The 19,499-nt window shown below is 71.9% G+C and carries 14 protein-coding genes, 2 tRNA genes and 1 riboswitch; of the genes, 7 read left to right on the top strand and 9 right to left on the bottom strand.

What is annotated here, in order from left to right; translation table 11 throughout:
• Positions 1 to 106: 106 nt before the first annotated feature.
• Entirely contained in the window at positions 107 to 1,348 is a 1,242-nt protein-coding gene (locus tag AB0P24_RS35650) for a PrsW family intramembrane metalloprotease (RefSeq protein WP_365801410.1), read from the top strand.
• A 158-nt stretch (positions 1,349 to 1,506) separates the two neighbouring features.
• On the opposite strand, the gene AB0P24_RS35645 is transcribed toward AB0P24_RS35650, so the two are convergent.
• From AB0P24_RS35645 to AB0P24_RS35630, 4 genes are all read right to left on the bottom strand, one after another.
• The gene (locus tag AB0P24_RS35645) at positions 1,507 to 2,469 is read right to left on the bottom strand and encodes an aldo/keto reductase (RefSeq protein ID WP_365801392.1); all 963 of its coding nucleotides are present in this window, start codon (positions 2,467 to 2,469) and stop codon (positions 1,507 to 1,509) included.
• An 85-nt stretch (positions 2,470 to 2,554) separates the two neighbouring features.
• The gene (locus AB0P24_RS35640) at positions 2,555 to 3,589 is read right to left on the bottom strand and encodes a M23 family metallopeptidase (protein WP_365801390.1); all 1,035 of its coding nucleotides are present in this window, start codon (positions 3,587 to 3,589) and stop codon (positions 2,555 to 2,557) included.
• 7 nt (positions 3,590 to 3,596) lie between these two features.
• A riboswitch (cyclic di-AMP (ydaO/yuaA leader) is annotated at positions 3,597 to 3,757 on the bottom strand.
• 314 nt (positions 3,758 to 4,071) lie between these two features.
• Positions 4,072 to 4,145: transfer RNA gene (locus tag AB0P24_RS35635), tRNA-Met, on the bottom strand.
• Positions 4,146 to 4,435: 290 nt separating this feature from the next.
• Complete coding sequence (locus AB0P24_RS35630) at positions 4,436 to 5,557, bottom strand: dihydrofolate reductase family protein (RefSeq protein ID WP_365801388.1); 1,122 nt, start codon at positions 5,555 to 5,557, stop codon at positions 4,436 to 4,438.
• A gap of 66 nt (positions 5,558 to 5,623) precedes the next feature.
• Between AB0P24_RS35630 and AB0P24_RS35625 the strand changes: the two genes are divergently transcribed.
• Both AB0P24_RS35625 and ribA read left to right on the top strand, forming a co-directional pair.
• Entirely contained in the window at positions 5,624 to 6,145 is a 522-nt protein-coding gene (locus tag AB0P24_RS35625) for a MarR family transcriptional regulator (protein ID WP_365801387.1), read from the top strand.
• A 200-nt stretch (positions 6,146 to 6,345) separates the two neighbouring features.
• Positions 6,346 to 6,987 carry a GTP cyclohydrolase II gene (gene ribA, locus AB0P24_RS35620; protein ID WP_365801386.1) on the top strand — a complete coding sequence of 214 codons (642 nt, stop codon included), beginning with the start codon at positions 6,346 to 6,348 and terminating at the stop codon, positions 6,985 to 6,987.
• Between the two features lie 270 nt (positions 6,988 to 7,257).
• On the opposite strand, the gene AB0P24_RS35615 is transcribed toward ribA, so the two are convergent.
• From AB0P24_RS35615 to AB0P24_RS35600, 4 genes are all read right to left on the bottom strand, one after another.
• Positions 7,258 to 7,330 (bottom strand) — tRNA-Lys (locus tag AB0P24_RS35615).
• Positions 7,331 to 7,471: 141 nt separating this feature from the next.
• Positions 7,472 to 8,989, bottom strand: coding sequence for an amino acid permease (locus AB0P24_RS35610; protein WP_365801384.1), 1,518 nt, complete (start codon positions 8,987 to 8,989; stop codon positions 7,472 to 7,474).
• A 48-nt stretch (positions 8,990 to 9,037) separates the two neighbouring features.
• Positions 9,038 to 11,809, bottom strand: coding sequence for a VCBS repeat-containing protein (locus tag AB0P24_RS35605; protein WP_365801382.1), 2,772 nt, complete (start codon positions 11,807 to 11,809; stop codon positions 9,038 to 9,040).
• 165 nt (positions 11,810 to 11,974) lie between these two features.
• Positions 11,975 to 14,179 (bottom strand): DEAD/DEAH box helicase, encoded by a 2,205-nt coding sequence (locus AB0P24_RS35600; protein ID WP_365801380.1) that lies wholly within the window; start codon positions 14,177 to 14,179, stop codon positions 11,975 to 11,977.
• Between the two features lie 736 nt (positions 14,180 to 14,915).
• On the opposite strand from AB0P24_RS35600, the gene AB0P24_RS35595 reads away from it, so the two are divergent.
• Together AB0P24_RS35595 and AB0P24_RS35590 are read left to right on the top strand one after the other, a co-directional pair.
• The gene (locus AB0P24_RS35595) at positions 14,916 to 15,212 is read left to right on the top strand and encodes a hypothetical protein (protein ID WP_365801378.1); all 297 of its coding nucleotides are present in this window, start codon (positions 14,916 to 14,918) and stop codon (positions 15,210 to 15,212) included.
• Between the two features lie 313 nt (positions 15,213 to 15,525).
• Complete coding sequence (locus tag AB0P24_RS35590; RefSeq protein WP_365801376.1) at positions 15,526 to 16,113, top strand: hypothetical protein; 588 nt, start codon at positions 15,526 to 15,528, stop codon at positions 16,111 to 16,113.
• Positions 16,114 to 16,117: 4 nt separating this feature from the next.
• Here AB0P24_RS35590 and AB0P24_RS35585 read toward each other — a convergent pair whose 3' ends face one another.
• Positions 16,118 to 17,047: a hypothetical protein gene (locus AB0P24_RS35585; protein ID WP_365801374.1), complete on the bottom strand. Its 930-nt coding sequence runs from the start codon at positions 17,045 to 17,047 to the stop codon at positions 16,118 to 16,120.
• Between the two features lie 282 nt (positions 17,048 to 17,329).
• Between AB0P24_RS35585 and AB0P24_RS35580 the strand changes: the two genes are divergently transcribed.
• The gene (locus AB0P24_RS35580) at positions 17,330 to 17,680 is read left to right on the top strand and encodes a metallopeptidase family protein (RefSeq protein WP_365801372.1); all 351 of its coding nucleotides are present in this window, start codon (positions 17,330 to 17,332) and stop codon (positions 17,678 to 17,680) included.
• 74 nt (positions 17,681 to 17,754) lie between these two features.
• The gene (locus tag AB0P24_RS35575; protein ID WP_365801370.1) at positions 17,755 to 19,449 is read left to right on the top strand and encodes a metallophosphoesterase; all 1,695 of its coding nucleotides are present in this window, start codon (positions 17,755 to 17,757) and stop codon (positions 19,447 to 19,449) included.
• The last annotated feature ends 50 nt before the right edge of the window (positions 19,450 to 19,499 follow it).

The raw sequence follows: 19,499 nt of genomic DNA, 5'->3' as shown, positions 1-19,499 counted from the left end.
GGCCGCCTTTACGCCGCCGTACCCGCAGCACCCGCAGCACCCGCAGCACCCGCCTTACCCGCCGTATCCGCAGCACCATCCACCCCGCTGGTGGCAGCGGCGCTGGGTGCGGTACGGGGCGTTGGGCACGCTGCTGGCCCTCTCCGGCCTGGTGATCCTCGCGCTGGTGCGGGAGCAGACGGGGACGGAGGGCCTTCTCGTCGGCCTCGGGCTCGCCGTCCTGCCCGTACCGCTGCTCGTGGGCGCGTTCCGGTGGCTCGACCGGGTGCAGCCGGGCCCCTGGCGGAACCTGCTGTTCGCCCTCGCCTGGGGCGCCTGCGCGGCCGCCCTGATAGCCATCGTCGCCAACAGTTTCGCGACGAGATGGATAGCCACGGCGACCGCGGATCCGAGCAGCGCGGACACGCTCGGGGCGACCGTGATAGCGCCGGTCGTCGAGGAGTCGGCGAAAGCGGCGGCCGTGCTCCTCGTCTTCCTCTTCCGCAGACGGGACTTCACCGGGATCGTGGACGGCGTGGTGATAGCCGGGGTCACCGCCACCGGGTTCGCGTTCACCGAGAACATCCTCTACCTCGGCACGGCCTTCGGGACCGACCAGCTGACCGGCGGCAGCGGGATCGCCTCCGTCACCGCCGCGACCTTCTTCGTGCGCATCGTGATGTCGCCGTTCGCGCACCCGCTCTTCACCGTCCTCACCGGCATCGGTTTCGGCATCGCCGCGCTCTCCGGGGAGCGGCAGCGGGCGCGGCGCGTGCTGGCGCCGGTCGCCGGGCTGCTGCTCGCGATGACCATGCACGCGTTCTGGAACGGGTCCTCGACGTTCGGGCAGTACGGGTTCTTCGCCGTGTACGGCATGTTCATGGTGCCGGCGTTCGGGCTGCTGACCTGGCTGGCCGTGTGGACGCGGCAGCGGGAACTGCGGACCGTGCGGGAGGAGTTGCCGGCGTACGTCTACGCGGGGTGGCTGGGGGCGGCCGAGCCGTTCGTGCTCGGGTCGATGCGGGCGCGGCAGATGGCCCGGGAGTACGCCGCGTACCACTTCGGCAAGGCGGCGGGGAGGGCGGTCGCCGAGTACGAGGGGTACGCGACGACGCTGGCACTGCTGCGGCGCCGGGGGCAGCGGGGGCGGGCCGGGGCCGACTTCGTGGTGCGGGAGCGGGAGCTCCTCACGGAGCTGTGGAGCCGGCGGGAGCTGGTGCGGCCGGCCCTGGAGTACGCGGCCCGGACGGCCGCGCCGGGCGGGTGGCCCGGGTACGCGGGTTACCCGCCGCCGGCTCATGGGGTGCCGGGGCCGGGGTGGCCCGGGGCGGCGGTGCCGTACCCGGCCTACAACCCGTACCGGAGTTAGCGCTTCGGGGCTGCGGGGTTGCGAGGGGAGGAGGCCCGGCACCGCCGGGATGAGCCGTGGGGGCGAGCTCGGTGGCTGCGGGAGAGGATGTGAGCATCAGCCGGAAACTGCTCAGCGTCTGACGGAACTGCTGAGCGTCAGCCGGAAACTGCTGACCGTCAGGCGGAAGCCGCTGTCAGCTTGCTCAGTTCCTGGTCCGTCAGGGTCAGGTCGGCCACGCCCAGCAGGGGCGGGAGCTGTTCGAGGGTGCGCGCCGAGGCGATCGGGGCCGCGATGGTGGGCTGGGCCGCCAGCCAGGCCAGGGCGACCGTGGGGACCGGGGCCTCGTGGGCCGCGGCGATCTCGTCCAGGGCCGCCAGGACCTTCTGACCGCGGTCCGATTCGGCGTACTGGGCGGCTCGGCCCGCTCGGGCGCTGTCGACCGTCGTACCGGGGCGGTACTTGCCGGTGAGGAAGCCGGCGGCCAGGGAGAAGTAGGGGACGGCCGCGAGGCCGGTGCGGGAGGCCAGGTCCTGGAGCGGGCCCTCGTAGGTGTCGCGGGAGACCAGGTTGTAGTGAGGCTGGAGGGCGACGTACCGGGCGAGGCCCTCGCGGTCGGAGAAGTCCAGGGACTCCTGGAGCCGCTCCGGCGTGATGTTGGACGCGGCGATGTGCCGGACCTTGCCCGCCCGCACCAGCTCGTCCAGCGCGCCGATGATCTCCTCGACCGGGACCTCGGGCTGGTCGAAGTGCGTGTAGTACAGGTCGATGTGGTCGGTGCCCAGACGGCGCAGGGACGCGTCGGCGGCGGCCTTGATGTTGGCGGCGGACAGGCCCGGGTACTCGGGGTGCTGGCTGACCTTCGTCGCGATGACGACGTCGTCCCGGTTGCCGCGCGCCGCGACCCACTTGCCGATGATCGTCTCGGACTCGCCGCCCTTGTTGCCCTCGATCCACGCCGTGTACGAGTCGGCGGTGTCGACGAAGTTGCCGCCCGCGGCGGCATAGGCGTCGAGGACGGCGAAGGAGGTGGCCTCGTCGGCGGTCCAGCCGAAGACGTTACCGCCGAGGGCGAGCGGGAAGACCTCCAGGTCGGAGGCGCCGAGCTTGCGGAGGGACGGGGAAGCGGAAGAAGAAGTCATGCTTCACTTCAACACGCGACCCCGGGCGTCCCATGCCGACGCGACACGAAGTTCTTGCAAAGGCGCACCGCCTGTCCTGGGCAGGTCAGGGGTTGAGGCCCTTGCCGCGCAGCCAGGTCATCGGGTCGATGGCGGTGGCCTGGCCGTTCGGGTGGACCTCCAGGTGGAGGTGCGGGCCGGTGACGTTGCCGGTGGCGCCGACGCGGCCGATGACGTCGCCGGTGGCGACCTTCTGGCCGACCTTCACGCTGATCGAGGACTGGTGGCAGAACCACAGTTCGGTGCCGTCGTCGAGGGTGATGATCGTGCGGTAGCCGTAGGAGCCGGCCCAGCCCGCCTCGGTGACCGTGCCGCTGTGCACGGCCTTGATCAGCGTGCCGGTGGGCGCGGCGAAGTCGAGACCGGTGTGGTAGCCGGAGGACCACATGGAGCCGGCCTGGCCGAAGGTGCCGGTGATCGTGTACGAGACGACGGGCAGCGTGTACTGCTTGGCCAGCTCGGCGAGGCGGGCCTGCTCGGCCTTCTGCTTCGCGGAGGCCTCCGCCTTCTCCTTGGCGTCGGCGGCCTTCGCGGCGGCCGCCTGCTCCGCCTTGGCCTCGGCGGCGGCGACCGCCTTGTCGGCGGCGGCGACGGCCTTGGCGCTGGCCTTGGTGTCGAGCTGGTTCTGCTGCTGCGCCGCCTGGGCGATGATCCGGCTGCGCAGCGCCTCACCGGCGTTCGAGGAGGAGTCCGCGTGGGCGGCGGTCGTCGTGGTGACGCTGCTGAGCGCGGTCTGGGTGGCCTGGTGGCCGCCGCCCTCGCCGAGCAGGGAGCTGACGGAGGAGGGCAGGTCGGGCAGGGAGATGGAGACCGGCGGCTTGCCGGTGTTGGCGCTGGCCATGCCGCCCGCGCCGACGGCGGCGATGACGCCGACGCCGAGAACCGTGGAGCTGCGGGCGAGCCCGCCGCCCTTCTGCTTGGCGACCCGGTGCCGGCCGCGAGCCGCGGAGAGGGACTCCTCGGTGGGGTTCCACTCCTCGAAGGGGCCCTCGTCGGGGCGGTAGCCGCCGTAGCCGAAGGTGTCGGGCTGACGCTGGCTGGGCACGAACGGGGCTGTGGGAGCAGGCGGGTTGGACGCCACGCGGGCGCACTCCTTTCCTTCCGCCGCCTACCGGGTTAGCTGACGGGTTCGGAGCGGGAAGGTCTCCTACGCGTGTATACCGGCCGTTTCGTACCCGGCGGTAGCCTCGCGATTCACCCCAAGGTGGTGGTTCCCCGGTTCCCTTGCGGGATTCGGCGCGTGCGCACGGAGCCGTCTCGGGTGACGGCTGGGACGACCGCGCTGCGTTATCGAACGTTAATAGACCCGGCCATGAGATTCCAAGCCGTTCGTCTTGATCATTAAGCTTTCAAGGCCTGGACTTACCTGCCACGATCGGTCAAAAGCGGTCGAGTCGACGGTGCGCGCCGCTCACCTCAGGAGTCACACCGGTTTTGATGGTGACTCAGTTGTGATGCGGAGGGCGGCGGCCCGGACACCGAACGTGACGACGTTCGCCGGATTTGCCGGGACATGACTCAGGGCCGGAATCCTCTGATGTGGATTCCGGCCCTGGGTTTCAGTAGCGGGGACAGGATTTGAACCTGCGACCTCTGGGTTATGAGCCCAGCGAGCTACCGAGCTGCTCCACCCCGCGTCGTTGACACCAGCATACGCCATCCGAAGGGTGGGAGTCACACCGGTTAAGTCTCGTGCGGTCCGGTGGGGTCTGTGGGGTCTGTGGCCGCGGGCAGGCGGGGGCTGATCGCGCAGTTCCCCGCGCCCCTTCCGGGGCGCGTTGCTGCGGCACCCCTTCAGGGGCGCGGGGAACTGCGCGAGCAACCACTACGCACCCGCACCCGCACCCGCACCCGCACCCGCACCCGCACCCGCACCCGCGAAAGAACTCCAGCCCCCCGCCCCGGTCGCCCCCTCCAGCCCGCCTGCTCAGCCGAGAAGATGCCCGTTCGGTGCCTTCGCGTGCGCCTCGAACTCGCCCAGGAGCAGCACCTCCACCCCCGCCTCCCGCAGCGCCCCCGTCCCGTCGGCCGCCGTCACGAACGTGTCCGGCTCGCGCCACGCGGTCACCACTCGCCGCACCCCGGCCCGCAGGATCAGCTCGGCGCAGGGGTACGGGCGGGAGGCGCGGTGGGTGCAGGGTTCGAGGCTGGTGTAGACCGTGGCGGCGGGCAGGCGGGGGTCGGCCGGGAGGATCTTGGCCAGGGCCGCCTCCTCCGCGTGGACCACGGCGTCGCCGGCCTCCCTGGAGTGGCCGCGGGCCAGTTCCGTGCCGTCGGCCGCGACCACCACCGCGCCGACGCTGAACGCGGTCCGGGAGGGCGGGCAGTCGGCCGCCAGTTCGCAGGCGAGCCGCAGCCAGTGGCGGTCGGCGGCGGAGGGCGCCGGGCCCGTGCCGGGGGCCGTGGGCTCGTACCGCATCAGGACGACGTCCTCGATACGGCGGCTCTCCAGGAGCCGCAGCCGCCCGGCCTGGTATCCGCCCGGTCCGAACAGCCGCGGTGCCTTCGGGTCGCCGACGAGGAGGGGGGCCAGGACCAGCTGGAGCTCGTCGGCCAGGCCCTGCTGGAGGAGCTGGGTGTGGACCGTGCCGCCGCCCTCGACCATCAGGCGCCGTACCCCCCGCACGTCGTGCAGGTGCTCCAGGAGGAGCCGCCAGTCGAGCTCCGGGCCCAGCGACACGACGTCCGCCGCCACCTGGGCCCGCTCCGCGCCCTCGTCCGTCGTGTAGACGACCTTCGCGCCGCCCGTGTGCCAGAACCTGGCCTCCGGGTCGAGCTCACCGGTCGCGGTGACCGTGATCTTGAGGGGGTACTCGGGCTTGCCCGCCGCGACCCGGGCCGCGCGCCGCTCCGGGTCGTTGACCAGGAGCCGCGGGTTGTCCGCGCGGATGGTGCCGGCGCCGATCAGGATCGCGTCGACGGACGCCCGCACCTCGTCGACGCGGTCGAAGTCGGCCGGCGAGGAGAGCAGCAGCCGGTCGGGGCCGGTGTCGTCGAGGTAGCCGTCGAGGGAGACGGCGGCGGAGAGCAGGACGTGGGGGTACGGCATCGGACGCGCTCACTCCCGGGGACGGGCAGTCTTGGTTAAAGTTTGAAACAAACCTACACTGGATGCATGACGACTCGCTGGCTCACTCCGAAGGAGCAGCGCGCGTGGCGCGCGTTCATGGCCGCGACGAACCTGCTGGAGGACGCGATCGACCGGCAGCTCCAGCAGGACGCCGGTATGCCGCACCTGTACTACGGCATCCTCGCCAACCTCTCCGAGGAGCCGGAGCGCAAGCTGCGCATGACCGATCTCGCCGAGAAGTCGAAGATCACCCGGAGTCGGCTGACGTACGCCGTGACGCGGCTGGAGAAGGACGGGCTGATCCGGCGCGAGGACTGCCAGTGGGACAAGCGGAGCAGCTTCGCGATCCTGACCGACGCGGGCATGGCCGTACTGGAGCGCACGGCGCCGGGGCACGTGGAGACCGTACGGGCGGCGGTCTTCGACCAGCTCTCCGACGAGCAGGTGGAGCAGTTGGAGACGATCGGTTCCGCGATCGCGCGGGCGCTGGAGGGCGGCGAGACCCCCAGGCCCACGTCGGACGAGGTGCCGTGGCGGCGCCGGTCGTCCCCCTGTTCCGGTTCGTGAGCCCCGGCCTCCGTCGCCTCCGTCGCGGACAGCGCCGCCGCGGATCGTGAACCCGGGCTTCCGGAACCTCGCACAACCTGTTGCTTCAAATTTAAAACATGGGTAGGGTTCCCTCCGTGGATCTGCTTCAAATCTGAAGCAGGCACCCGCGACGTCCCGTACCGGGACTGCCGTCCTGCACCCGGACACTGGAGAACCCGATGACCGACTTCCCCGCCGCCACCCAGCGCGCCCGTGTCCGGGTCCCGCTGCGCTTCAACGACGGCTACAGCGTCGACGCCGAGCTGGTCACCTTCCATGGCCTGACCGACGGCCAGGAGCACGTCGCCGTCGTCCTGGGCGAGCCCGCCCCCGGCGCCCTCCCGCTGGTGCGGCTGCACTCCGAGTGCCTGACCGGCGACGTCTTCGGCTCGGCCCGCTGCGACTGCGGGCCCCAGCTGCGCGAGGCGGTCGAGCGCATCGCCGACCGCGGCGGCGTCCTGCTCTACCTGCGCCAGGAGGGCCGGGGCATCGGCCTCTACAACAAGCTCGACGCCTACGCCCTCCAGGACCAGGGCCTCGACACCTACGAGGCGAACGCCGCCCTCGGCCTGCCCGAGGACGCCCGCGACTACACCGCCGCCGCGCAGATGCTGGCCGCCCTCGGCATCACCGAGCTCGACCTGCTCTCCAACAACCCCGACAAGGCCGAGCAGTTGCGCGGCCTCGGCGTCACCGTCCGCGACCGCGTCCCGACCGGCGTCTTCAGCACCGCTCACAACGTCCGTTACCTGCGCGCGAAGGTCCTGCACACCCAGCACACGCTGCCGCTGGCCGAGTTGACGGAGCTCAACGCGGGCTGAGCTCCGCCGGGCGCGGTGTGCCGGCAACTACGAGCACACCGACGAGGGGAGCCCTGGCGAACGACAGGCCGGCGCGTGTTCCGGCGATCTGGTGCACCGACGCCGAAGCCCTGGCCTACGCCTGCTGGATCCGGTTCACGGACCCGTCCCGCCTGCTGCCCTAGATGCGCGTGTCGCCGGGCCCATTGGCTGAACCGTGTTCTCGATCTCCGAGCCCGCGAAAGCACCGCGAGCCCCAGTCCGGACGAGGTCTGGACTGGGGCTCCTCGGTAGGCCGTGTGGGACTCGAACCCACAACCAATGGATTAAAAGTCCACTGCTCTGCCAATTGAGCTAACGGCCCAGGCGATGTTGCCTCCCCGAGCATAGCCGGACGGAGGCGTCTCGCCGATCGGGTATCGGGGTCGTGGCCGCGTCGTGTGGCAGAAGTGGGACAGGAAAGGGGCGGAAGGGGCGCCGGAGTGGCGCGGGAGGGGGCGGTAGGTCAGAGATCGACCAGTTTGGCGGTGTCCTCGGAGCGTGCCGTCCGGTCCGGGTTGAGGAACCAGTGGCGGGCCGAGGCCTGCCACCAGATCGCGGCGAAGCCGAGGACCGCGAGGACGGCGACCGGGGCGTAGTTGAAGGACTCCCAGGTGACCGGGGAGACCTGCGGGAGCATGAAGAGGACCGTGATGATCACGACCCACGTCACCGAGATCACGCCGACGACCAGCGACCAGCGACCCAGGTGCCAGGGCCCCCGCTCGAACGCGTCGCCCTTGCGCACCCGCAGCAGCGTCGGGATCACGTACGCCACGTACAGGCCGATCACCGCGATCGACGTCACGGCGGCGTAGGCCGTGTAGTTGATCAGGTACGGGAGGCCGAGGGCGAGGGCGGCGAGGGCCGCCAGCCACACCGCCGCCACGGGGGTGCGGGTGCGGGGGCTGACCGTGTGCCAGACGCGGGAGAACGGCAGCGCGCCGTCGCGGGAGAAGGCGTAGATCATGCGGCTGTTGGCGGTCACCGACGCCATCCCGCAGAAGAGCTGGGCACCGATCACGACGAGCAGGAGGAGCTTGCCGGTGGTGGCGCCGAGCGCGTCCAGGAGGATCTGGGCGGGGGGCGCGCCGGTCGGGGACGCCAGCTCCTTGCCGTACGACTGGATGGCGAAGGTGAAGCCCAGGAGGAGGACGAAGCCGGCTATCCAGGACGTCCAGATCGAGCGGACGATGCCCTTCGGGCCCGCGGTCGACGCGTCGTGGGTCTCCTCGGTCATGTGCGCCGAGGCGTCGTACCCCGTGAAGGTGTACTGGGCCATCAGGAGGCCGAGGAGGACGACGTACGGGCCGCTGCTCCAGCCCGTCTCGTTGACGAACTTGGTGAAGACGAAGGACGCCGACTGGTGGTGGTCGGGGACGAAGGTCAGCGCGCCGACGATCACCAGGACGCCGAGCACGTGCCACCACACGCTGACGCTGTTCAGGATGGCGACGATGCGGACGCCGAAGGTGTTGATGAGGCCGTGCAGCACCAGAATCCCCGCGAAGAGCAGGATCGTGCGGCCGGGGGTGACGGTGAAGCCGAACTGGAGGTTCAGGTAGGCGCCCAGGAAGGACGCGGCCCCGAAGTCGATGCCCGCCGTCACCGCCACCTGGCCGAGCACGTTGAACCAGCCCGTGAACCAGGCCCAGGCGGCCGCGCTGCGCGGCGGGGCCAGCCGGTGGGCCCAGAAGTAGAGGCCGGCCGAGGTGGGGTAGGCGGAACAGATCTCGGCCATGGAGAGGCCGACGAAGAGGGTCATCAGGCCTACGGCCACCCAGCCCCAGGTGATCACGGCCGGGCCGCCGGTGATCATGCCGAAGAGGTAGAGGGTGAGGCAGCCGGAGAGGACCGAGATGATCGTGAAGGAGACCGCGTAGTTCGAGAAGGCCGACATACGGCGGGCCAGGACCTGTGTGTAACCGAGTTGGGCCAGCCGTTCCTCGTCGGAGAGCGGCGTGCCTGTCGCGTCATCTGTCATGCCCCCAGCGATTCCCCCGCCAGGGGCGTGACATGCATCACAACTTGGCTAGAAAAGACCCTTGTAGCCCTGCCATCCGCTCCCGATCAGCGCCCGCCCGCCGAAGGAACCATTGCCCTTGCCGCCATAGCGGTAAAGGCGCCCCGCCGTGTCCCGTACGACCAGGTCGTTCTTCCCGTCCCCCGTGATGTCGCCGACTCCGACGACCGCGTTGTACGTCGATCCCCAGCCACCGAAGACCTTTACACGGGCCTTGAGCCGCCCGCCCGCCAGACCGCCGAACCGCCACAGCGTGCCCGCCTTGTCACGGGCCAGCACGTCCCCGATCCCGTCGCCGTCGAGGTCCCCGGCGCCGGTGATCTTCGTGTAGCCGCCCCACGCCGACCCGATCTTCTTCGCGCCGGCCAGCGTCCCGTCGCTCCGGGCGGCGAACAGGTAGAGATCCCCGGTCGACGCCTTCCGCGCCACCAGGTCCGGCCGGCCGTCACTCGTCAGATCGCCGGGCGAGGTGAGGACGTTGTAGGCGTTCCAGCCGCCGCCGAGCTTCGTGTACGGCGTGGCCGGGGTCGGCGCCTTCCCGCACGGCACCCGGTAGCCCCGCAGCGAACCGTCGGTCATCCGCACCAGCACGTCGTCGCAGCGGTCGCCGTCCAGATCGCCGAACGGCACCGCCACCGCCTTGGTCGACCAGCCGCTCCCGGAGACCTTCCCGGCGAAGCCGCCCTTGCCGTCGCCCTGTTGGAAGGCGAGGGCGCCGGAGGCGTCGAGGGTGAGCAGGTCGGCCAGACCGTCCTGACCGACGTGGTCCCGTCGCACCGGCGCGGCGAGGGTGCCGGCGGGCAGGATGTGGATGCGTTCCGCCGCGTCCACGTACGCCAGCCGGTTGCCGTCCGCTTCGAGCGTCCAGCGGACGCCCCGGTCGGAGGAGACCCGCGCGTCCAGGTTCGGCGTCGCGGGCAGGTCGGCCACGTCCGCGGTGACCGCCTTGCCGGAGCGGACGTCGGTGCGGACCAGCTTGCCGCGGGCGGTGTCGTGCCGGATCAGGAAGCCGTCGGCCAGCAGCGCGTCACCGGTCGGCACGTCCACCGAGCGGCCCCGGGAGCGGTCGAACACACCGGCCGTCCCCCAGGCGCAGGCCCAGTAGACCCAGCGGCCGACGGCCTGCACCTCGTCGGGCACGCAGTTCGAACCGACGTTGACGTCGACGGCCGGGAGGCCGGTGCCGAGCCGGGTCAGGGTCAGATGGCCGGCGGTGGACGAGGCGGTCCACAGCTGGCCGTCCCGGACGGTGGCGGCCGTCGCCGTGCGCGTCGCGACGACCTTCCTCTGGGTCCAGTCGTAGACGTACTGCGTGGTGCCGTCGGAGTCGGACACGACCGTGTACCGGCCGTCCGCCGCCACCACGTGGGAGTACGGCCCGCCGACCGTCGCGGTGTCGACCGTGCCGGAGGGCAGTCGGCGGTGGACCGACCCGCTGGTGCCGCCCGGGGTGTCGTCGTACACGACGGAGCCGTCCCCGAGGCCGAAGAGACGTACGCAGGCCCACTGGGTCTGGCAGGGCTTGACCCAGCCGCCGCCCTGGCGCACCGGTCCCACCTGCGGCGGCGAACCCGCCGAGACCGTACGGGAGTTCCACATGACGTCCGACGACGGCGGCGCGGTCTGGTCGGTGTACGTGAGCGTGCCGCTGGCGAGAGCCACCCCGTCGGCGGGGGCCGGCACCGGCGGCAGGTCGACGATCTTCGTGACCGTCGGCTCGCCCCCGGACGACTGCGTCACTCGCCACACGCCCCAGTCCTGCGGGCCCGAACCGCCCTCCACGACGGCCGAGCCGTCCGGCGCCTGCGTCAGGGAGATCTGTGCCCGAGGCACCAACTGGCGCCAGTCGCCGCCGCTCAACGGCATCGTCACCAGCGCGCGGGTGCTGTCGTCGACGGCGACCAGATGGTCCCCGACGACGGTGAGCGCGATCTTCCCGGCCGTGGCCGACGCGGGGATCTCGACGGCCGGTCCCTGCGGGTCGTCACGGCGGACCAGCCGGGCACCCAGGGTGGGCCTCCACCAGCCCACGTAGTCGTGGGTGAGCAGCGGGAGCCAGGCCAGGTTCGGCTGGTACGGCTCGAAGAGCGGGGTGGCCGTCCCGTCGTTGACGTCGACGAGGGCGAGCTGGTTGAGGAAGACCTTCGGGTCGTCCGTGGGCACGCGGTAGTGCAGCAGCAGCGAGCGGGCGTCCCGCACCACCGGCCCCTGGACCGTCGCGCCCGCGGGGATGCCGCTCACGACCGTGTCCGAGGTGCCGCCGTCGGACGTGGGCCTGAGCAGGTGCAGCACTCCCATGTCGGACCGGCTGCCGCCCTCGTACGCGATGACCGCCACGCCCGCCAGCCCGTCCGAGTGCAGCGTGCTCGGCAGGGTGACCGAGCCCCGGTCCGCACCCGTGCCGACGTCCCGGAACCGGACGGCGTAAGGGCTCGTGCTCAGCACCTCGAACGCCGTGTCGGACTGGGCCAGCCCGAGCCGCCCCTGCGTCCCGTCCCAGCGCGAGAAGTCGGTGAGGTCCCGCGACTGTCCGGTCGCGTAGTCGGTCCACTGCTGGTGGTCGGCACCCTCCGGCTGTGACAGCAGCCCGGTGTCGCCGTACCCCTCCAGCCCCGCGTAGCGCGGGACGGTCCTGACCCCGGCCGGCAGCACGGTCTCGCCCGCCGCCCCGGCGGCCGAGGCCGCCCCGGCCATCCCTGGTGAACCCACGGCCAGCGCGAGAACGGCAGCCAGCGCCGTGCCCCCGAGCAGCCGCCGCCGTACGTACAAGCGGCCCTTCACGGAACCCCCCGGTCCCTCGACCCGTACCTGTGAATGAAATGTGCATGCCCTGAGAGGGCTTCGGGAGCGTACCAGTGAGCGGTCCTGGGGCCATCCGGGTTTTCGGGGTACGCGAAAGGGCCCGTACGAACGTGTCGTACGGGCCCTTCGTCACCTCACTCGGTGTCAGCCGTTGCGCTTCCAGCGCGGCTTGTCGTCACGGCGGCCGAAGGAGCCGGAGGACGAGGAACCGGAGGACGAGGAACCGCGGTGGTCGTCACGACGGCCGTACGGACGCTCGTGGCCGCTGTGGCCGCCGCTGCGGAAGCCCGGGCGGTCGTCGCGGCGGTCGCGGTTGAACGGACGGTCGCTGCCGCGGTGGCCGGCCGGACGGTCGTCGCGGCGGATGCCACCACGGTCGTCACGGCGCTCGAAGGAGCGGCCGCCGCGGTCGTCGCGGTCACGGTCGAACGGACGGCGCTCGTCACGGCGCTCGAAGGAACGGCCGCCGCGGTCGTCCCGGCGGTCGTCCCGACGGAAGCCACCACGGTCGTCACGGCGGTCGTCGCGGCGGTCGCGGTTGAACGGACGGTCGGTGCGGTCGCGGTCACGGTCGAAGGAGCGGCCGCCGCGGTCGTCGCGGTCACGGTCGAAGGGCCGACGGTCGTCACGGCGCTCGAAACCGCGCTCGCGGTTTTCCCGGCGCTCGAACGGACGGCCGCCACGGTCGTCGCGACGCTCGAAGCCACGGTCGCGATCACGGTTGAACGGGCGCTCGCCGCGGTCCCGATCCCGGTCCCGGTCGAAGGAGCGCTTCTCGAAGCCGCGCTCCCTGCTGTCCCGGCGCTCGGTCTCCCGCGCCACCGGAGCCGCCGGCTCCGCCGCCACGACGGTCTCCTCGACCACCGCGGCCTCCGCCTCCGCCTGGGCCTGCGCCTCGGCCACCGCCGTCTCCGGGTCCTCGCCGCGCTCGCGGGCGGCCCGGGCGACCAGGCGGTCGGCCTCCTCGCGCAGTTCGGCGGCCCGGCGCTGCGCCCGCTCCAGCTGCTTGGTGAGCTGGGCGACGTCACGCTCGGCCTGCTGCGCCGCGTTGCCCGCGGACTCGGCCTGCACCTCGGTCATGGAACGGGCGCCGGTGATGTCCGCGACCTCGGGGTCGAAGGCCGTCCCGGAGTTGATGATGTGACGGCCGGCGTCGACGCCCGCGTCCTCCATCAGCCGGAAGATCTGGCGCCGCTGGTGCGGCAGGGAGAGGGAGACGACCGTGCCGGTGCGGCCCGCGCGAGCGGTACGGCCCGCCCGGTGCAGGTAGTCCTTGTGGTCGCCGGCCGGGTCGACGTTGAGCACCAGGTCGATGCCGTCGACGTGGATGCCGCGGGCGGCGACGTCGGTGGCGACCAGGACGTTGACGTACCCGTCCTTGAAGTCGGCCAGGGTCCGGGTGCGGGCGCCCTGGGTCATGCCGCCGTGCAGCGCGTCGGCCTTCACCCCGGCGTCGCGCAGCTGCTCGGCGACGCGGTCGGCGCCCAGCTGGGTGCGGACGAAGATGATCGTGCGGCCCTTGCGGGAGGCGATCGCGGCGGTGACCGGCGCCTTGTCCTTGGGCTTCACGATGAGGATGTGGTGCGACATGGTCGTGACCGCGCCCTGGGCCGCGTCCACCTCGTGGTGGACGGGGTTGTTCAGGTAGCGCTCGACCAGGGTCTGGATCTCGTTCTCCATGGTGGCGGAGAAGAGCATGCGCTGGCCGCCGGCCGGGATCTGGTCGAGCAGCTCGGTGACCTCGGGCAGGAAGCCAAGGTCGGACATCTGGTCGGCCTCGTCGAGGACCGCGATCTGCACGTCCTCAAGGGAGCAGGCGCCGCGGTTGATGATGTCGCGCAGGCGGCCGGGCGTGGCGACGAGGATGTCGACGCCGCGCTCCAGGGCGTAGATCTGGTTGCCCATGGAGGTACCGCCGCAGACGACCTTCATCTTCAGGCCGAGGACGTCGCCGTAGGGCTGGAGCGCGTCGGCGACCTGCATCGCCAGCTCGCGGGTGGGGGTGAGGATGACGGCACGCGGCCGCTTCTTCTCGGTGTGGCCGCCGGCCAGGGTGGCCAGGGTGGGCAGACCGAAGGAGAGGGTCTTGCCGGAGCCGGTGCGGCCCCGGCCCAGGATGTCCTTGCCGACCAGGGCGTCCGGGATGGTCGCGGCCTGGATCGGGAAGGGGGTCGTCACGCCGTTCTGCGCGAGCTTGCGCACGACACCCTCGGGGAGGCCGAGGTCGGCGAAGGTGGTCTGGGGGGTGGTGTCGGTGGTGTCAGCGGTCTCTTCGGAGACCTGGGTCACCAGTTCGTCGTCCTGGATGTTCTCGGGCACGACGATCTGATCATTACTGGACACGGACATGCGAATGCGAAACCTTCCGGAGTCTCTTCGGCACGCGCCCGTCAACTCCGTGATTCGCTCACGACCGCCTCAATGCGGTCCGCCACGGCAAGGGAGAGTACGCGCCACACGGCGCGCTCTGCGGTGGCGCCGGGCAAATGGGATCAAACGATCTACCACCATACGCACCCAACACCCCGGAAGGCAAACCGAGCGGCAGCGACGCAGCTCACAGCAGGTTTGCCCCAGCCCCAACGACAGTCACGCCAATCCGCCGCCACACAGCTCGCACAGACCGGACGCGCAGCCCTACAGACCTCCCAACACCCGGCCCCGCCATCTTCTTCCACCCCTCGAAAACACCTTGTCCCGCCACCCTGACGTCGCCCCCGCCCGAAACTCATCCACGACCCGCGCTCCACCCGGCGACACCGCCACCCGACCTCAGCCGCCCACCCGAAACTCGCCCTACCCGGGGCGACCACCGACCACCGCCCACCCGGGACCCGACCACCGACCGCCGCCCGCGCTGCGCCCGCCACCGCCCGCGCTCCGCCCGCCACCGCCCGGTGGCGCCGTCACCTGGGTCCGCCCGTCACCCGAGCTTCGCGCGCCGCCCGGGCTCGCTCGCGGTCCGGGAATCCCTCCCGCCGCAACGGCGCTCAGCCCCCGCGGCGTCTCCCGGGGTGCCCGGACCACCCGCCCGCCCCCCTACGCAGGACCCGCCTCCGGGGCCGGCTCCCGTTGGACCAGCTGGGTGCCCGTGCCCTCGTGGGCCGACGAGGACGGCTCGGCCGACGGCGGGTCGGTCGCCGGAGGCGGTGGCGTGGGCGAAGCCGGCGGCGGGGTGGGCGAGGCCGGCGGCGGCGCGGCGCTCGTCGGGGCCCCGGTCGGCCCGGCCGGCGCCCCCGGCGCCGCGCTCTGGCCCGGCTTCGCCGGCCCGCCCGGGGCCGCGCTCGCCCCCTTCGTCGGCTTCGCGGACGCCGACGCCGACTCGCCCGGCTTCGCCTTCCCCCCGTGCCCGCGCTTCCCGTCGGCCACCGCGCCGCCGTAGCCCGCGCCGCCCCCGCCGGACACCCCGGAGCCGCCGTCGGCCGCGTCACCGTCCCGGTGCCCCGCCGAGTGCGACGGCTTGGCCTTCCCCGCGTCGTCACCCACGTTCACGCAGCCGGCGGCGGCCGCGACCGCCATCACCGTGACGGCCAGACGGACGGGTACGTTCAAGGGGCGCACGGCGGCCACCTCCGGGGGCGGAGAAAGAAGTCAACCTGCCCAACTCCCGCCGCCCGCAAGAGGACACGCCCCCGGCCGTCGCGGAGGCACGGGTGTGTGGCTCACCATGGGGTGTGCGATTCGACTCCGTTCCCATGCCGGCCAGCGTCGAGGCCAGGCCTCGTGACGGCCGCGGCTACCCGGTCCCCGCGATCACCCCGTGGGAGGACGACACCCCCCAGTTCGCGCTCACCGACTACGAACGCAGCGCTGAGTGCGCCCGGAACAGGCTCTGTTCCGTCTGCGACACCCTGATGCCCAGGGGCCCGGTGTGGCGGGTGGTGGGCGCCGCGGAGAGTTCCGCGATCCGTGACGCGCTGAGCGCCGGGCGGCCGTACCGGAACCTGGCACCGACCCTGGAGGCTCCCGGGCACCGCGCCTGCATGCTCTACGCCTCGATGGTCTGCCCGTATCTGGCCCGCCCCAACGCCAGGCGCGGCACAAGCGCGGAAACCCCGGACGACATGACCGCGCATGTCGTCCGGGGTGCTGTGCGGGGGAGGCTGGGTGCCGTGGTGGGGTTCGCCGACTACGAGTTCGCCGTCACCAAGTCCCAGGTCCTGTTCCGTTTTCTGGACGTGGTCGAGTTCCTGCCGCACGACACGGCCGACGAGCACCTGGCGGAGCTGCGGGCCGAACTCGCCCGCTCCGACGGCCGGCCGGGCGGCGGGCAGCGGGGGTAGGCCGTCACCCGCGGTAGGCGGGCAGCCCCTTGTGCGCGGAGACCTTGACCGGGCTGCCGAACCCATGGGCGGTCCTGGTGACGGTGTAGGTGCCGTTCGGGGTCCGGAAGGCGATGGTCTTGCCGTTGGGCGACCAGGTGGGCTCGGTGTAGTCGGTGGTGGCGTGCGGGGTGATGTCCTTGACGGCGTTGGTGCCCGCGGTCAGGTCGTCGACGAAGAGGTGGTCGTGCCCGCCGACCGAGCGGACGAAGACGATCTCCTCCGCGTCCGGGGCGAGCGCGGGCTCCGACCCCTTGGCCAGCGCACCGCCCTGCTGACGCAGGTAGTCGTCGCGGATGTAGACCTCGCCGGTGTGGGTGTTTTCGTAGACGGCCGTGCCGTAGGCCCCGCCGACGTTCGGCCAGGCGTTGTCCGTCTGCGGGAGCGTGCCCGCCTCGGGGTCGTCGCTGTAGAGGCTGATCTTGGCCGGCTTGCCGTGGTTGCTGGTGGCCTTGACGCGCTCCAGCACGGTGCTCCCGTGGATCTTGGCGGCGAAGATGATGTTGTTCTTCCCGGGGATGCCGTTCGTCCGGTCGGCCGCGGCGACCTGCCAGGTCGGGTGGGACCAGGTCTGGTTGCCCGGGTTGGCGGCGACGGTGACGCGGTGGCTGCCGTCCGGGTCCGAGACGACGAGGTTGCCGTGACCGTCGACGAAGGCGGCCTTGCTGCCACTCGGGTTCCAGGCCAGGTCGCGGACGACGGTACCGAAGTCGATCGACTTGCCGCCGACGAGAACGTGACGGGTGCCGTCGCTGATGGTCAGCCCCCGGGGCACGCTCACCGCCCTGCTGGCGGGAGCGGCCGTCGCGGTGGCGGACACGCCGGCCACGGCCAGCAGCGCGGCGACACCGGTGGCTGCGGCTGCTGCGGTACGACGACGGAAACGTGCGGACATCGGGTTCCCCCAGGATGAATGACGCTGCGACAAGAGAAGTGGTCGGTACTGGACTGCACTGAACTGAACTCAGTGGTCGGTGCTCAGTGATCAGTGAACAGTGGTCAGTGGTCATCGCGGGAGTCGCCTGCCGTCCCCGGAGCCGTCCCGGCCCGGTCCTCTCGGCCCGTGCCGCCCTCTCGCGACGACTGAAGTCTTCCCACAGGGGGTGACGAGGCTGTGCGTGCGCTGTCACAGGCGTGCAATAGGGCCACGGCCGCGTTCGTCCCCGACAATGGCCCTGTGCTGGAGATGACACGCGACAGGTTCGAAGAGCTGGTGAGCGAGGCCCTGGACCGGATCCCGCCGGAGCTGACGCGGGTCATGGACAACGTGGCCGTGTTCGTGGAGGACGAGCCGTCCGCCGACGACCCGGAGCTGCTGGGCCTGTACGAGGGGACACCGCTCACCGAGCGCGGGGAGTGGTACGCCGGGGTCCTTCCCGACCGCATCACCGTCTACATGGGGCCGACCCTGCGTTACTGCGAGACGCCGGACGACGTGGTCCACGAGGTCGCCGTGACCGTCGTCCACGAGGTCGCGCACCACTTCGGCATCGGGGACGCCCGGCTCCACGAACTGGGCTGGGGCTGAGCGCTCCCCGCCCCCGCTCGTCGCACACCGCCGGCCACCGCATACGAGCCCGCAATCCTGGGCATACGGCACCAATGGCCCGCGTCCGCACCCGAGCCCGAGCCCGAGCCCGAAGCCAACCCCAACCCCAAGCCCGCAGCCAAACCCAACCCCAACCCCAACCCCAAGCCCGCAGCCAAACCCGGCCCCGAACCCACCCCCGAGCCCGCAGCCGAACCCGCCCCCGCAGCCGCCTGCCCGTCCTGGAACTCGCCCCCGAGGCACACAGGCCGCCCGCCTGGAGCCGCGCCCTCGGCCTGGCCGCCGTCGTCCTCGCCGGTGCCTGGCTCGGCCTGCTGATCGTCGGGAACGTCCGCACCCAGGTCGGCCCGATGGACACGACGATGACGCTGCGCCCCTCCCTCACCGGCGGCACGAAGATCAACGTCTCCCCGCTGGGCGCCCTCTACCTGGACACCCACACCGGTCCCGTCCGCCTCGACGTCAACGTGGACCAGCTCGACCCGCTCCGTTCCCAGGCCCTGGTCGACCACCCCGAGCGCCTCTCCGGACTCCAGGACGAGGTCACCCACGACGTCGAGCACGGCACCCTCGACCTGGCCGTACGCTCCTGCGTGGCCGTCGTCGCCGGCGCCACCACCCTGGGCCTCGCGGTCTACCGCCGCCCGCGCCGCGCCCTGGCCGCCGGTGGCCTCGCCCTGACCCTGCTCGCCTCCTGCGGCGCGACCGCGTACGCCACCTGGAACCCCGAGTCGGTCCTGGAGCCGAGGTTCTCCGGACTGCTCTCCTCCGCCCCGGCCCTGGTCGGCAACGCCCGCGGCATCGTCACCGAATTCGACGTCTACCAGAAGGAACTGGCCCGCCTGGTGACGAACGTGACGAAGCTGTACGACGTCACCTCCACGCTCCCCGCCTACACCCCGGACCCGGCGACCCTCCGTGTCCTGCACGTGTCCGACATCCATCTGAACCCGGCGAGCTGGAAGATCATCACCTCGCTGGTGGAGCAGTACAAGGTGAACGTGATCGTCGACTCCGGCGACACCATGGACCACGGCACGGCGGCCGAGAACGGCTTCCTGGACCCCATCGCCGACCTGGGCGTGCCCTACGTCTGGGTCCGGGGCAACCACGACTCCCGCACCACTCAGCGCTACCTCTCCCGCATGAAGAACGTGCACGTCCTGGACGACGGCCGCGCCGAGACGGTCGGCGGGCTGCGCTTCGCCGGGATCGGCGACCCCCAGTTCACACCCGACCGCTCGACGGTCCCCGGCGGCGACGAGGCCGAGGAGCAGGCCGGGGACCGCCTCGCCACGGCCCTGCGGGAGCAGCGGGCCGGCGGCACCCCGGTGGACGTCGCGGTCGCCCACGAGCCGTCGGCGGCCAGGATGACGGACGGCGAGGTGCCCCTGGTCCTGGCGGGCCACCTCCACCACGAGCAGACGGAGCTCCTCTCGCACGGCACCCGGCTCCGCGTGGAGGGCTCCACGGGCGGCAGCGGACTCAGGGCCGTCGAGGGCAGGTACCCGGACCCGGTCGAGGCCTCGATCCTCTACTTCGACCGGGACAGCCACCGGCTCCAGGCCTGGGACGAGATCAAGCTGGGTGGTCTGGGCGAGACGACGGCCGAGGTCAGCCGCCACCTTCCGACAGACGCGTTCGATCAGCGGCCCCACCGGGGGCGGCCGAACGCGACCCCGTCCCCCGCACAGCGCCCGTCACCCTCAGGAAGCACCACCAGCACTGCCTCGCCCTCGGCGCCGTAAACCGTTTTGGCGATACTCCCCGCCATCCCATATGCTTCTCACGTCCCCGA

The sequence above is a fragment of the Streptomyces sp. NPDC086519 genome (genome assembly GCF_040686075.1).
Classification (GTDB): Bacteria; Actinomycetota; Actinomycetes; order Streptomycetales; family Streptomycetaceae; genus Streptomyces; species Streptomyces shenzhenensis.
Note: the sequence above shows the minus strand (reverse complement) of the source record. Positions and strands in the feature narration are given on the sequence as shown.